This is a genomic window from Algibacter lectus (assembly GCF_004368925.1).
GTDB classification, from domain to species: domain Bacteria; phylum Bacteroidota; class Bacteroidia; order Flavobacteriales; family Flavobacteriaceae; genus Algibacter; species Algibacter lectus.
Genome location: NZ_SORL01000011.1, coordinates 74,232 through 89,188, shown reverse-complemented (window position 1 = coordinate 89,188; position 14,957 = coordinate 74,232). Strand labels below are relative to the sequence as shown.

The window sequence follows — 14,957 nt, the reverse complement described above, 5'->3', positions numbered from 1 at the left end:
TTAAACAGTGAACGTTTTAAAAGATCTCGAATTAAATAACTAATAAAATTAAGAGATAATATTGAATGTTAGAGGATACGTTGGATTTTCACCACGACTTGCTCTTAATGCATTTACTATTGGTAAAATAATTGAAAGAAGTCCTAATGCTGCAAAACCTAGTAAACCTAAGCCAAAGAACAGTATTAATGGTACGCAGATGATAAACCAAATAATAAGACTTAATTGGAAGTTGATAATGCTTTTTCCATGGATATCCATTTGGTTTACTCGCCCTTTATTGGCTAGCCATAAAATTAATGGTAGCAGCAAACTACCAAAGCCAGTTACTAAAGATATTAACTGACTTAAATGTGTAATAACTAATAATTGTTTATCGTTTCTCATGGTTTTGATATATTTTGATTGATGTATTAATATGACGCCTAGGTCTTTAATTTGTTACATACACTACCATTAATTATTTATAAATTAAATGCTCTAGAATATTTTTCATGTTGTATTTTTGGCACAATAAATGATTAATGCCACGTTATAACATAAAACCAAACACATATATGATGCGTTTTACCCTACTTATAGCTTTATTTTTTTCGGTTGCCTTACAGGCACAAAATAATGCCATTGCCCCAGATGAAAAATTAGTTTACACGGCCTCTTACAACATGTCTGGTATTCTAAACGACATCGCCCAAGTTACCATGTCTACAGCAAAAGTGAACACTTCTAAAGCCACACTAATGCGTTTAAAAGTTACAGCTTTAACCTATAGCAAATGGGATAACTTTTTTAAAATTAGAGATTTATACGAGAGCTATGTAAGTCCAAAAACATTAACACCTTATTTATACAAGCGTGATATTAATGAAGGCGGTTATTACAAAGCCATGAAATACACCTTTAGCCATAAAACCAATACGGTTAAAACGGTGCAAACCAAAAAGAATAACTACGTAGAAAACAAAACAGTTTCTATAAACAAAGGCACAAAAGATATTGTTTCGGCTTTATACTATATCCGTTTGTTTGATTATGCTAGCATGAGCAAAGGCAGCAGTAAGAGCTTAAATATTATTTTCGACAGAAAAGAATTTAACGGTAAAATAACCTATTTGGGTAAAGAAACCATTTCTACAGCCATTGGCACTAAAGAATGTTACAAACTATCTATTGGTGCAGATAGCTCTAGCGGCCTACAAGGTTCTAGTAACTTTTTATGGTTAACAGCCGATGAAAATAAAATTCCGGTTTACGGAAAGTTTAAAATTCCTGTTGGAAATGGTGAGTTAAAAATAAAATCGGCTTCTGGTTTAAAAAACTAAACCCGTTTTTTTAATAACTAACTTTATAACTCCCTTTATTGAATAAAAACACAAACTCATGAAAAATATTTTCACCATACTCGCCGTAATAGCATCTGTTTTTGCAATTATTTTTTCGGTATTACCAATTTCTAACTTAGCCATTATTCCTGCCGTAGCAGCGCTTATCTTTGGTTTAGTTGCGTTTTACTTATCTAAAAAAACAGGCGAAATTAAAAAAACCATTCAGTTTTCGTTTTTCTTAACCATTGCTGCTTTAGCTATTGTAACTTATAAATCTGTTTTTACAGCAACCGAAATTGCAAACACAGAGTTTATTGATGCCAAAGAAATGGAATCTGAAGAAGCTGCTTTAGACGATTTGGAAGACTTAGAAATAGAAGATCTAGAAATTGATGATGCTGATTTAGAATTTGATACCTCGGAATTAGAAATTGACGCACAAGAATTGGAACTAGAAGCTCCAGCATTAGAGGTTGAACCGGAAGCTTTAGAAATTAACGAAGCCGATTTAGAAAGCTTTGATGAGAACATAGAAATAGACGAATCGGATTTAGAAGATATCGAATTCTAAAAAGTAACTCGTTTTATATTAAGCTTTTCCTTAAAATAGAAAGCACAACTACAGCCCAAGTTAAATTATTTAGCTTGGGCTGTGTTCATTTTTAATTTTGTAATATCTTAGCAGATAAATTCTATCTCCTATGAAAAATTACCTTCCACTATGCTTAGTGGCCTTTACATTAATGGCTTGCAGTAGTTCTCAAAACAAATCTAAAACCACTGCTAACGCCGAAACTTACGCTAAAACAATTACAGCTGCAGAATTAAAAGACATGCTTTACACCTATGCCTCTGATGATTTTGAAGGTAGAAAAACAGGCGAACCAGGCCAAAAGAAAGCCATTGAGTTTATTAAGCAAGGTTACGTAGCAAACGGTATTCCTTCGCCTATTGCAGAAGGCGATTACTTTCAAGAAATTCCTGCTTCATTTTTTAAAGGCGATACCAAAGCTTCAGAAAATGTATTAGCTTATATAAAAGGATCGGAAAAGCCAGATGAAATTATTATTGTTTCGGCACATTTAGATCATATTGGAATCTCAAAAAATGGAGATATTAACAACGGAGCCGATGATGATGGTTCTGGAACGGTTGCCGTAATGGAAATTGCTGAAGCTTTTAAACAAGCTGCCGATAAAGGTTTTGGACCAAAGCGTTCTATTCTGTTTTTACATGTTACAGGTGAAGAAATTGGACTATATGGCTCACGTTATTATGCAGACGAAGATCCTGTTTTTCCTTTAGCAAACACTGTAGCTAATTTAAATATTGATATGATTGGCCGTGTAGACCCTAAACACGAAAACAACGAGAACTACCTTTATTTAATTGGTGCAGATAAATTGAGTAAAGAATTACACGAAATCTCAGAATCAATAAATAAACAATACACAAAAATAGATTTCGATTACACTTATAATGATGAAAACGACCCGAACCGTTTCTATTACAGATCGGATCACTACAACTTTGCTAAAAACAATATTCCTGTAATATTCTATTTTAATGGTACGCATGCCGATTACCATAAACCAAGTGATACTCCAGATAAAATTAGATACGATTTATTAGAAACTCGCGCGAGACTTGTATTTTACACTGCTTGGGAACTTGCTAATCGCGATGAGCGCTTAAAACTAGATTAAACAAACTTATAAAATTTAAAAAAATGGGAGCCGTAGATCAATCTATTATAAAGAATATAGCTGAAGATTTAGACTGCGGCTGCACCTGTTTTTATAATATCAAAACTAAAGAAGTTATAGCCATCCCCAGTTTTATGGATGGTTTTGATGATTTCGATGATGATGAATTTAAACCACCTACTGGAGATGATTTTATAAAAATCAATCCCTTAGAAGACTCCGACTCCTTTAAAATAATGGAATCATTTGTACAACAACTCCCTGAAACCCCTTTGCAGCAAGAACTAGAACATACCTTACGCAACAAAAAACCTTTTCAGAACTTCAAGTATTTAATTGAAGCTTCAGAATTTAGAACGTCTTGGTTTAACTTTAAGCAAAAAGAAATTGAAAAACATGTGGTAATTCAATTGAATAAAGGTTGAATGGAATTATTCTTATCCCGTAGTTAGCAAACATTTAAAATGAACATCACGTCAAGAAAAATAATTGGAGAAAATGGTAAAATGCGAGAGCATATTATCAACGAATTTAATAGTGATGGACTAAAAGAAAAAACTGATTTTTTTGAGGAAAATGGAGATTTAAGATATTCCGTAAGATTTGAATACGACTCGAACGGGAATTGTATTTCTGAACACCAATTCGATTCTGAAAATAATTTTGTTGGCTCAATCGAATGGAAATTTGACGATAAAAACCGTGAAATTGAACAAATTGAAAAATCAGATGATGGCGAAATTTGGGAATGGTATGAAAAACAGTTTCCTGAAGAAAATATCATAGTTTATTTGTCAAAAAACAAAGACGGAATTATCGAACATAAAACTATTTCAAATAAATTTTCGGGAATAGAAGAAAGATTTGATTCAAATGGAGATTTATATGCAAAAGTAGTAACCAAATTTGATGAAGATAATCGAATTCTAAACCGTAAAACAATTGACCTAAAAGGAAAAGTGACACAGGAAGATGTTTACGATTATATTGGAAAAACTGAAAAATGGACTTTGTTCGTTGATGGAAAATTTACAAAAACGGAAGAAAGAACAAAAGATGACAATGGAAACGACATATTGTATATAAGAAAAGATGATTCTGGACAATCTACTGAATATGTAAAATGGACTTATGATAATTTTGGAAATGCAATAAAAGTTGAAAACGGAATTGAATTAAACAAGCCGACAAATATTTCGGAAGTAAAAATAGAGTATCTGAAAGGCAAAAACGTTTGCTAACACCGTATAAAATTAATTGCTGGTTATAGCCTACTTACGAAAGTCCTTGCGGACTTTCTATCTGTGATTTATTTGCTAAATTTAGTGCTTAAATCACGCAACTAACCTTATACAACAACGTTGGCACAGCACTACATTTCCTCAATAAAACAACTTAATAATTACAAATTAACCATTAAATCATTTAAAAAAGCACTGTAATTATTCAACTCTAAAGGAACATCTGCATTTTTTTCCATATCGTGAAAATGATGTGTGGCTAATAATTCCATTCCTGTAAAAGCATTCATTCTGTGAAAGCCAAACATAACACCTTCATCTACACTTTTCTGATTAAAAAATTCATTTTCTAAAGTAAATGCGGTTTTAGGTGCATTCCAACTTGTAGTAAGTATATATTTTTTTCCGTGCATTAAACCTCCTGTTCCGTAATTGATGTTTGGATTTTTTCTACTTCTTCCATCACTGGCATAAATTCCATTTTGATGACCTTCCGTAAAAACTTCATCTATATATTTTTTAAATCCAAAAGGAATTTGAAACCACCAAATTGGAGTATGATAAATCACTATATCTGCCCACTTAAATTTTTCAACCTCTTCCTTTACATCATAATTGTCGCCTACTTGAGTAAATTTAACTTCAAATTCTTCACGTGTGTCAAAATATGAAATAGTATTGTTGAAAAGTGTTTCGTTAAATCGTCCACCAGAATGTGCAAATGGATGACTTCCATTAATTATAAATATATTTTTCATTTGTCTCTTATTTTATTTGAGGCAAAATTAAAGCAATACTTATTATCGTAAAAATAATACAAATCATACCTTTGTATAAATATTTTAATAGATATGGTAAATTTAGAATGGTATAGAACATTTAAAGAAATATATGAAAACGGAACTTTAACTAAAGCTTCTATTGCTTTATACGCTTCTCAACCCGGAGTTAGTGTACACTTGAATGCTTTAGAAGCTTATGTTGGTAAAAAACTATTTGAGCGAACATCCAGAAAAATGATTCCAACAGAGGATGGGAAATTTTTATATGAATACATTATTGAATCTTTAAAAAAACTAGAAATAGCAGAACAGCATTTTAAAAAAACAACTCAAGAAAAAAATCCATCTCTAAACATTGGAATGTGTTCTGAAATGTTTCAACTAATTATTGAACCAGAAATTCCCAAATTAGACTTCGACTTAGTTGCTAGATTTGGAGCGCATACAGATTTAATAAAAGACCTAAACAACGGCATTTTAGATTTAGTTATAACACCTAAAAAACAGAATAAAAAAAAATCATTAGTTGAATATATTCCGTTTTCAAAAGAAAGAATCGTTTTAATAGCAGGAAATAAAACGGATACAACTAAAATACAAAAACACATTAATTCTAATAATATAAACAAGTTAGAAGACGAACTGCTTCAAAATGTTTGGTATAGTTCATCAAACGAAATGGAACATTTTAGACGTTTTTGGTTTGAGAATTTCAATAAGAAACCTGCTTTTAAACCAAACTACATTTTACCAAACATTACTTCCATAATAAGGTGTTTAAACAATGGTAATGGACTTGCATTAGTTCCAGATTTTTTATGTCAAGAACAAATTTTAAGAAACGAGATAAATCTAGTTTGGGAAGGAAACGTGAAAACGGAAAACACCTTATATTTTGCTTCAAGAACAGATTTGAAATACAAAAAAGAATTAGATACAATTAAGACTATATTTACATCAAAAATGAAATAAAGGCAGTACAACGCCGAAAAACAAAAACACTAAAACAACAACATACAACCGTTACTGGTATAATACACACCTCAAACTATTAAGGAAAAATGAAAGAACACTTTAAACTTAAGCCGTATATGTTTTATTGCCTAATTTTAATAAGTATTTCGTGTAAACACGGAAATAAAAAGGACGCTCTAAATTTAGAAGCTGAAACTGAATTGAAAATAGATTCTATGGAAGCTAATCTCAACAACAAAAAATCGCTCACTAGCTCTGAATATAATACTGACTATTCCGAAATTGAAAATATTGAGCGACCAGAAAAAACAATTATTCGAAATTTAGCAATTGACACATCTAAAGCATTCGGAATTTGGACTCAAGATCCAAATGGACCTCATGCCGATTTTTGGCTAACTGAAAAATCATTTTATGTTGTAGACTATGACGGAGATGCGGAAATGCCATATATTTTAGACAAAAACGAAATCACTGTATTTTACAAGGACTTTGTTCAAAAAGGAAGAATTACTTCAACAGAAAATGATACTCTGAAAATAAAATGGTCTGATAATGAGCAAGCAACTGAATATCTAAAATTCAAAAATTAATAAAGCACTATATACTAAGGCGCATAAAAATAACACTTAGTTTTTGCAAACACCAAAGTGACATCCACAAAAAAAGCCTTTCAATTTCTTGAAAGGCTTTTACTTTTTGGGTGGAAGACCGGATTCGAACCGGCGACCCTTGGTACCACAAACCAATGCTCTAACCAACTGAGCTACAACCACCATGTAACTTGCATTTTGTAATGCGTGTGCAAATGTAAACGATTTAAACGTTATCTACAAAGACTTTTTAAAAATTTTTACATAAAATTTTTAAAAAAACATCAGCAACATTCTAACTACTTTAAATCGAACAAACTACCAACTGCAGGCAAACGTTCTACATTAAAACCTTCGGCGTAAGCCACACCAACCAATCGTCCTAAATCTTGTGCGCGATAAGTTACACTATCTGTAAAGTTCTTGCTAGATATTGGAGTTACAGGTGCTTTACTATCTGGATCATAAAATTGAGTTTTATATGCCAGCACCGACTCCATTTTTATATCAATAACACTAGAGATATCAACAACAAAGTCTGGCTCTAAGTTTTTCCATTGTATATAATGGTATACTTGCTTTGGTCTCCAAGGTGCTTGCAGTGTGCCTTGATCATCTTTTGTTTCTATTTTTATCAGTCCGCTTAAAAAACAAGCATCACTAACTAACTTACTTCCTTTTCCGTGATCGATGTGGCGATCATCAAAAGCATTACAAAGTATTATTTCTGGTTGATACTTACGTATCATTTTAATAACCTCTAATTGATGGGTTTTATCATTTACAAAAAAGCCATCGGCAAAGCCTAAATTATCACGCACAGCAACACCTAATATCTTAGCTGCGTTACTAGCTTCTGTAAATCTAGTTTCTGCTGTACCACGCGTTCCTAATTCTCCTTGGGTTAAATCTATAATCCCCACTTTTTTGCCATTAGCAATTTCTTTAGCAATGGTACCACCACAACCTAACTCCACATCATCCGGATGTGCTCCAAGGGCTAGAATATCTAATTTCATTTTTAACTTCTTTTAAATTTTTATTTCGTTTTTCAACCTACAAAATCAGAATACACTATCAAAAATCTTAATTATCGCAAAACTAGTGACTTCGCAAACGTATTCGTAAGTATTTTTTGCATTTAATGAGGCTCAAATATAACAATAATGGAAAAATAGACCCCAAATTCAAAGTATGACTTTCGTCATAATTACTCTTCTACATCTATAGTAATTTTACAGTATAATTATAGAACGACACTTATAGCGCTAAGCTAATAAACAATTATAAATTATGATCTACTTAATGCTTCTCATTTTAATTATAACTATTGGTCTCTTTGTTTGGGGAAAGTTTACACCAGATATTGTTGCATTAATATCTATGTTGAGTTTGTACTTAACGGGCATTTTAACTCCAACAGAAACCTTAAGCGGTTTTAGTAACCCAACAGTAATTATGATTGCCGCACTCTTTATAATAGGAGAAGGTATTGCTCAAACCGGATGGACGGCCTTAGCAGGTAAAAAGTTTGTAGAATGGGCAGGTAAAAGTGTTCCGAAGCTATTAGTAATTATCACGCTTGGTGCAGGTGTACTTTCTGGTTTTGTTAGTAATACAGGTACCGTTGCAACCTTAATGCCACTTACCATATCATCAGCTTGGAGCATTGGTACATTACCATCAAAAATGCTTATGCCTGTTGCTTTTGGATCTAACACAGGTGGTTTATTAACCCTAACAGGAACACCGCCAAACATTATTGCCAGTAACGCTTTAGTTGAAGCAGGATTCGATGGGTTTTCATTTTTCGAATTCGCCTTAATAGGTATACCATTACTACTTGTTGCCTTACTTTACTTTAGATATATAGGTTACAAATTATTACCAAGTAACAAAACAAATAACAAACCTGTAAACATTGAATCTACACTTTACAATTGGATTGAAGCCTACAAAGTACACGATGGATATTATAGACTACGCGTACGCTCAATATCACCATTAATTAATACAAAACTAGAAGAATGGCATTTTGAGAAAGACTATAATGTATCTATTATAAGAATTAAAAGAAGACACCCAAATGTTTTAAAAGGTATAGCACAGTTTGAAGAATTCCCTGTACCATCAACAGATTTACTATATCACGATATTATTACTGTAAAAGGTGATGCTAAAGACATTAACAAATTAATGATCACGTTTAGACTAGGGCTTTTACCTCTAGAGCCTATAACAACCGACGAATTAAAACACAACTTAATCAACCAAGAGGTTGGAATGGCAGAAGTAATTGTAAATCCAAATTCTATTTTAGTAGGAAGAAAATATAAAGTAGGCGATTATTTTAAAAGATATGGTATTCAACTTTTAGCTGCCTCTAGAAATAACAAGCCTTTACTAGAAAAAGAAATAACTGTAAAAGTTGGTGATGCCTTTTTAATTAGAGGAACATGGGCACACATTGAAGATTTAAAAGAACAAAACGAAAACCTTGTTATTATTGGTAGCCCAGAAGGTATGGCTAAAAATGTGGAAAGCTTAAGTCCAAAATCATACATTGCTTTAGGTGCTTTAATCCTCATGATTATATTCATGGTCTTTAAAATTGTGCCAGGCTCTATTGCTGCATTAATATCTGCAGGTGTCGTTTTATTAACAGGTTGCGTACCAATATCGAAAGCTTACAAAGGCATTAGCTGGACCAGTGTTGTTATGATTGCCGCAATGATACCAATGGGTATTGCATTACAAAAAACAGGCACAGCACAACTTATAGCAAGTGCTTTAGTAGACTATTTAGGAGCCATTCACCCTATTCTATTACTTGGTGGTGTGTTTTTACTAACAACAACCTTTAGCCAGGTCATTAACAACTCGGCCACAGCAGTTTTAATGGCACCGATAGCCATTTTAGCAGCAACATCATTAAACCTCTCGCCAGAACCGTTTATGATTATTGTAGCCATAAGTGCATCAACAGCATTTTTAACGCCAATAGGCACAACAACAAACGCAATGGTTATGACGGCCGGTGGTTACAAGTTCATGAACTACCTAAAAGTTGGAGCACCATTACTACTATTATTTTTCATTATATCATTAATACTTGTGCCAATTATTTGGCCATTTTAAACCATAAAATTATTAGAAACTTTAAAATCAATAATTATGAAAACGACAGAAACCATGACAAAACAAGCCGACTTAAAACAATACGGAATTGACGCTGCGAAAGTGAACTGGAATTTATCTCCAGAAGAACTTCAAAAAATTGCAGTAGCTGAAGGTTCTGGTGAAGAAACAGCTAACGGAACTCTAGTAATTAAAACAGGTAAGTTTACTGGTCGTTCTCCTCAAGATAGATTTATAGTAAAAGATGATTATACTGCTGAAAGAGTTTGGTGGGGAAAAACAAACAAAGCAGTTTCTCCAGAAAACTTTGATAAACTTGAAGCTGAAATTAAAAAGTATCTTTCTGGAAAAGAAATATACGCAAGAGATGGGTATGTGTGTGCAGAGCCAGAATACAGAACAAATATTAGAACAGTAACCGAGTATTCTTGGTCTAGCATGTTTGTTTTTAATATGTTTTTACGCCCAAGCCCAAGTGAGTTAGAAAACTTTAGTGAAGACTGGTTAGTACTTTGTGCTCCAGGATATGAATGTCCAGATCCTAAAGCATACGGTATCCGTCAAGGGAACTTCTCTATTATCAACTTTACTAAAAAAATAGCTTTAGTTGGTGGGTCTGCTTACACAGGAGAAATTAAAAAAGGTATCTTCTCTGCTATGAACATGGTTTTACCTGTAGAAAGAAATGTATTACCAATGCACTGCTCTGCTAACGTAGGCAAAAAAGGTGATACTGCTATTTTCTTCGGATTATCAGGAACAGGGAAAACAACACTTTCTGCAGATCCAGAAAGAAAATTAATTGGAGATGATGAGCATGGTTGGACAGCAGACAACACTATTTTTAACTTTGAAGGTGGATGTTATGCAAAAGTGATCGATTTATCTGAAGAAAAAGAACCAGACATCTTTAGAGCGGTTAAACCAGGGGCTTTACTTGAAAATATTTTAATTAAAGAAGATGGAGAACCAGATTATTTAGATAGCAGCATTACGCAAAACACACGTGTAAGTTACCCTATTTATCATATCGATAACATCCAAGAAACACTTTACGCAAACAACCCAAAAAACATCTTCTTTTTAACTTGTGATGCTTTTGGTGTATTACCTCCAGTATCTAAATTAACACCAGGCCAAGCGGCTTACCACTTTATCTCTGGTTATACTGCTAAAGTTGCTGGAACAGAAGCTGGAATTACAGAACCAGTACCATCATTCTCTGCTTGTTTCGGAGAACCATTTATGCCATTACACCCAACAGTTTACGGTGAAATGCTAAGTAAAAAAATGACTGAAGCTGGTGTAAATGTTTGGTTAATAAACACAGGATGGAGTGCTGGACCTTACGGTGTAGGATCTCGTATAAAATTAAAATATACAAGAGCGATGATTACAGCAATTCTAAACGGTGAGTTAGACAGCGTAGATTACGATCAAAACTTTATTTTCGGTTTACACATGCCAAAATACTGCCCAGGTGTACCAACTGAAATTTTAGACCCAATGAATACTTGGTTGAAAAAAGGAGAATATGTAGGGAAAGCAATTCAATTAGCACACTCTTTCCACTTAAACTTCGAGAAATTCGCAGCTCAAGCTTCAGAACAAATTATTGAAGGTGGGCCACTAATTGACGAACACCACCACTTAAACGAGAGTTTTTAATTAAGTGGATATTAATAGCAAAAAAAGGAGCTCGAAAAGAGCTCCTTTTATATTATAACTCTTTTTTTTGAAACAGTTTTCGGTTTTAAATCGTAGTAATTTTATGCTAAATTTTAAAACCTTATTACTAACTTAAATCACAACATCATGAAGTACTTATTAACTACAATAGTGCTTATTATTGCTATCTCTAACAGTTATAGTCAATCTCCAGAAGATAAATTAGGATCTTGGTATATGCTTGATGGCACACATAAAGTGGCCGATAAATGGAGCGTTAAAACAGGGGTTCAATTACGTTCTTTTGAAGTACTAGACAACTTAAATTTATTATTTTATTATGCTGGTGCCAACTACCATTTAAATAAAAAAACAACATTAACCTTAGTGTATTGCTATTTAGACATCGATAGAAGCTATTTACTGGCCGGAGAAAGCCATTTATATGAAAATAGACCTTACGAGCAAATAAGCTACATACAATCTACCAAAAGCCTTCCTATTTACCATAGAGTAAGGTTAGAGCATCGTTTTTTAAACTATCAACATACGCAAACTACATTACATAGATTTCGTTACAGATTAGGCACAAAAGTGAAATTGAGCGATAAAATGTTCTTCAATATCAATAATGAAATTTTCATGAACCTGCAGGATCAGGTTTTTACCGAAAATAGATTTTATGCGGCTATAGGCTTCAATGTTTCAAAAACCAGCAATTTCCAGCTAGGCTATTTAAATCATGAAATAAATAAATCGAATTTAAACCGACTACAAGTAGGTTACTTTTTCAAAACAGATTTAAGAAAAAAAGTGAAGTAATTTTATAATTTTCTTTTAACCGAACCAGCAAAGTCTTCAATATCGTCTTTTACTTTATCGAGTTCTTTTTTAATGTCTCCGGTTACACTAGTATCAATTCCGCTTTTCTCAGCAGTTTTGGTAATTTCGTGTTTAATATCGTTGGTAGCATCTTTTAGAGTACGCATACCTTTACCCAAACCACGTGCGATTTCGGGTATTTTATCGGCTCCAAAAACCATCACCACTATAAATAGTATAAAGGCGATTTCTGCTCCGCTAATAAATAAAAATGTTGCTAGTTGTATCACGTGGCAAATATAGTAACTTGTTTTATTAGTTTAAACATTTTTTAATTTGTTTAACTCAATTTTCAATTTAAAACAAAAAAAAAGCCGACTTTTTCAAGTCGGCTATAGTAAAGAATTCAATTGCTATCAATCAGCCCTTTACTTTTTCTTTAAATTTACTAAATGCAGTAGCATCATCTTTTGGCCACGCATTGTTAGAAGTATCCACATCGGCAGTTTCTAAATCTGGATCAATAACAAAACTCGTTATTGCTTTATTAGTTTTAAATACCTTTTTAACTTCAAACTCATTGTATCTCCATATTTCAGCAGGATATTTTTTTCTTTCTACAGTACCATCTTCATAAGTAATTTCTAAAATAATAGGCATTACTAATCCTCCTGGCTTTTCAAAAGTCACTTCATAAAAATGCTTTGGAGCTTCTTTTAATTTTGCTTTTTCTTCTGGAGATAAAGACTCTAAATATGTATTAAGCTCAGCAAAATCGCTTGCACTTTTAGCATCTTGAGGAATCACACCATCTACAGCTTCAGCATAATAAATAAAACGTCCTGGGTAATCTGCTAAATCCATTTTAAAACGTTTAGCTCTTTCCTTAGCACTTTCAGTTGGTTTATCTGTTAAATAGTATTGCTTAACATCTTTAACACCAATATCTGTATAATCGGTAGTATAAAACCAACCTCTCCAGAACCAATCTAAATCCATTGCAGAAGCATCTTCCATCGATCTAAAGAAATCTGCTGGAGTTGGGTGCTTAAACATCCAACGTTGCGAGTATGTTCTAAACGCGTAATCAAACAATTCTGGTCCCATAATAGTTTGTCTAAGCATATATAATCCTGCTGCAGGCTTTGTATATGCGTTTGGACCAAATTGATGCACATAATCACCTTGAGACATAATTGGAGAAATATTACTTTGATCGCCACCCATGTAAGGCACAATATCTTTTGGTAAGTTTCCGGTAATGTAGTTTGGATCGTAATCTAACTCAGCTAATGTTTCAACAAAAGAGTTTAAACCTTCATCCATCCAAGTCCATTGGCGCTCATCACTATTTACAATCATCGGGAAAAAGTTATGCCCAACTTCATGAGTAATTACACCAATCATTCCGCGTTTTAATCTTTCAGAATAAGTTCCATCTTCATTTGGACGTCCGTAGTTAAAACAAATCATTGGGTATTCCATTCCCATTTCTGCATGTACAGAAACCGCTTTACTGTAAGGATAATCAAAAGTTAACTTAGAGTATTCTTCTAAAGTATTTGCAACTACACGTGTAGAGTGCTCTTCCCATAAAGGGTTACCTTCTTTAGAATACAAAGAAATAGCCATTACCGAACGGCCATTAATATCTACAGCCATAGCATCCCAAAGGAATTTTCTAGACGTTGCAAAAGCAAAATCTCTAACCTTATCGGCTTTAAAGTGCCATGTTTTTAGTTTTGTGCTACGTTGCTTTTCAGCAGCTTCAGCTTCTTCTTGTGTTACAATAAAAACAGGATCTTTAAAAGATTTTTTAGCTAACTCAAAACGTTTTATTTGTTCTTTAGTTAAAACATCTTTTGGGTTTTGTAACTCACCTGTCGCTTCCATTTTATGGTCTGCAGGTACGGTTAACTTAACATCGTAATTTCCAAATTCTAAAGCAAATTCACTTCTGCCCCAGAATTGCATATTTTGCCAACCTTCTACATTATTATAAACACATAATCTTGGAAAAAACTGAGCAATAACATACGTATTGTTTCCATCAGGAAAAGCCTCGTAACCAGAACGTCCGCCCTGAGTAACGTGGTTGTTTACATTATACCACCATTTAATTTGAAATTTAAAGGTATCGCCTGGCGCTAATGGTTTTGCCAAGTTAATACGCATCATGGTTTGATTGATAGTATATGATAAATCCGATCCGTTATCGTTTTTTACATGTTCTATATTAAATCCACCATCAAAACGCTCTTGAAGATTGTTTTTTGTAAAAGACTGCGCACTATTAAAAGGCGTTTTAAAACTTTCTTCCTTTACATCTGGAGTCTTTGAATCTTTAGCTCGCATGTTTTGGTCGAGCTGAATCCATAAATATTGTAAATGGTCTTTTGAATTGTTGTGGTACGTTATTTTTTCGTCACCAAAAATCTGACTCGTATTTTCGTCTAAACGAATATCCATTACATAGTCAACTTGTTGTTGGGTGTACTTGTAGCCTGGCGCACCAGAGGCTGTTCTAGTTTCGTTGGGCGTTGCCAACAAATCTTTCATTTGCCTAAACTTGTTTTGATCGGTATGACCTTGCGGTTTAGTGCTTGTGGGTTCTTGAGCGAAAAGGCTCGTGGAAATAAAAATTACAGATAGGAAACAATACTTCAGGATTCTCATTTTAGCTATAAATAGATTTAACAAATTTTCG

The 14,957-nt window shown here is 33.2% G+C and carries 15 protein-coding genes and 1 tRNA gene; 10 read left to right on the top strand and 6 right to left on the bottom strand.

Going from position 1 to position 14,957, the window contains the following annotated elements:
- Nucleotides 1-48 precede the first annotated feature (48 nt).
- Nucleotides 49-387 (bottom strand): DUF4870 domain-containing protein, encoded by a 339-nt coding sequence (locus tag DFQ06_RS15555; protein WP_081958647.1) that lies wholly within the window; start codon nucleotides 385-387, stop codon nucleotides 49-51.
- 170 nt (nucleotides 388-557) lie between these two features.
- Between DFQ06_RS15555 and DFQ06_RS15550 the strand changes: the two genes are divergently transcribed.
- From DFQ06_RS15550 to DFQ06_RS15530, 5 genes are all read left to right on the top strand, one after another.
- Complete coding sequence (locus tag DFQ06_RS15550; RefSeq protein ID WP_042506256.1) at nucleotides 558-1,322, top strand: DUF3108 domain-containing protein; 765 nt, start codon at nucleotides 558-560, stop codon at nucleotides 1,320-1,322.
- A 58-nt stretch (nucleotides 1,323-1,380) separates the two neighbouring features.
- A complete protein-coding gene (locus DFQ06_RS15545; RefSeq protein ID WP_194235717.1) occupies nucleotides 1,381-1,896 on the top strand; it encodes a hypothetical protein in 516 nt (171 codons plus the stop codon).
- Nucleotides 1,897-2,026: 130 nt separating this feature from the next.
- Nucleotides 2,027-3,031: a M28 family metallopeptidase gene (locus tag DFQ06_RS15540; protein WP_074938536.1), complete on the top strand. Its 1,005-nt coding sequence runs from the start codon at nucleotides 2,027-2,029 to the stop codon at nucleotides 3,029-3,031.
- Between the two features lie 23 nt (nucleotides 3,032-3,054).
- A complete protein-coding gene (locus tag DFQ06_RS15535) occupies nucleotides 3,055-3,456 on the top strand; it encodes a UPF0158 family protein (RefSeq protein WP_133968716.1) in 402 nt (133 codons plus the stop codon).
- Nucleotides 3,457-3,495: 39 nt separating this feature from the next.
- On the top strand, nucleotides 3,496-4,272 hold the full coding sequence (locus DFQ06_RS15530; protein WP_133968714.1) for a hypothetical protein: 777 nt from the start codon (nucleotides 3,496-3,498) through the stop codon (nucleotides 4,270-4,272).
- Between the two features lie 161 nt (nucleotides 4,273-4,433).
- Here DFQ06_RS15530 and DFQ06_RS15525 read toward each other — a convergent pair whose 3' ends face one another.
- Nucleotides 4,434-5,030: an NAD(P)H-dependent oxidoreductase gene (locus DFQ06_RS15525; RefSeq protein WP_042506171.1), complete on the bottom strand. Its 597-nt coding sequence runs from the start codon at nucleotides 5,028-5,030 to the stop codon at nucleotides 4,434-4,436.
- A 93-nt stretch (nucleotides 5,031-5,123) separates the two neighbouring features.
- On the opposite strand from DFQ06_RS15525, the gene DFQ06_RS15520 reads away from it, so the two are divergent.
- Together DFQ06_RS15520 and DFQ06_RS15515 are read left to right on the top strand one after the other, a co-directional pair.
- Nucleotides 5,124-6,026: a LysR family transcriptional regulator gene (locus tag DFQ06_RS15520; protein ID WP_133968712.1), complete on the top strand. Its 903-nt coding sequence runs from the start codon at nucleotides 5,124-5,126 to the stop codon at nucleotides 6,024-6,026.
- Between the two features lie 89 nt (nucleotides 6,027-6,115).
- On the top strand, nucleotides 6,116-6,622 hold the full coding sequence (locus DFQ06_RS15515) for a hypothetical protein (RefSeq protein WP_133968710.1): 507 nt from the start codon (nucleotides 6,116-6,118) through the stop codon (nucleotides 6,620-6,622).
- 108 nt (nucleotides 6,623-6,730) lie between these two features.
- Here the strand turns inward: DFQ06_RS15515 and DFQ06_RS15510 are convergent.
- Nucleotides 6,731-6,806: transfer RNA gene (locus DFQ06_RS15510), tRNA-His, on the bottom strand.
- A gap of 115 nt (nucleotides 6,807-6,921) precedes the next feature.
- Nucleotides 6,922-7,641: a bacillithiol biosynthesis deacetylase BshB1 gene (gene bshB1, locus DFQ06_RS15505; protein WP_133968708.1), complete on the bottom strand. Its 720-nt coding sequence runs from the start codon at nucleotides 7,639-7,641 to the stop codon at nucleotides 6,922-6,924.
- A 286-nt stretch (nucleotides 7,642-7,927) separates the two neighbouring features.
- On the opposite strand from bshB1, the gene DFQ06_RS15500 reads away from it, so the two are divergent.
- The 3 genes from DFQ06_RS15500 (at nucleotide 7,928) to DFQ06_RS15490 (ending at nucleotide 12,250) form a co-directional block, all read left to right on the top strand.
- Nucleotides 7,928-9,760: an SLC13 family permease gene (locus tag DFQ06_RS15500; protein WP_042506176.1), complete on the top strand. Its 1,833-nt coding sequence runs from the start codon at nucleotides 7,928-7,930 to the stop codon at nucleotides 9,758-9,760.
- Between the two features lie 36 nt (nucleotides 9,761-9,796).
- Nucleotides 9,797-11,428, top strand: a complete 1,632-nt coding sequence (gene pckA / locus DFQ06_RS15495) for a phosphoenolpyruvate carboxykinase (ATP) (RefSeq protein ID WP_074938530.1) — start codon at nucleotides 9,797-9,799, stop codon at nucleotides 11,426-11,428.
- 147 nt (nucleotides 11,429-11,575) lie between these two features.
- Nucleotides 11,576-12,250, top strand: coding sequence for a DUF2490 domain-containing protein (locus DFQ06_RS15490; RefSeq protein WP_133968706.1), 675 nt, complete (start codon nucleotides 11,576-11,578; stop codon nucleotides 12,248-12,250).
- A 2-nt stretch (nucleotides 12,251-12,252) separates the two neighbouring features.
- Here the strand turns inward: DFQ06_RS15490 and DFQ06_RS15485 are convergent, their stop codons facing one another.
- Both DFQ06_RS15485 and DFQ06_RS15480 read right to left on the bottom strand, forming a co-directional pair.
- On the bottom strand, nucleotides 12,253-12,540 hold the full coding sequence (locus DFQ06_RS15485; RefSeq protein ID WP_042497928.1) for a Sec-independent protein translocase subunit TatA/TatB: 288 nt from the start codon (nucleotides 12,538-12,540) through the stop codon (nucleotides 12,253-12,255).
- Nucleotides 12,541-12,670: 130 nt separating this feature from the next.
- Nucleotides 12,671-14,926: a M1 family metallopeptidase gene (locus tag DFQ06_RS15480; RefSeq protein WP_133968704.1), complete on the bottom strand. Its 2,256-nt coding sequence runs from the start codon at nucleotides 14,924-14,926 to the stop codon at nucleotides 12,671-12,673.
- Nucleotides 14,927-14,957 lie beyond the last annotated feature (31 nt).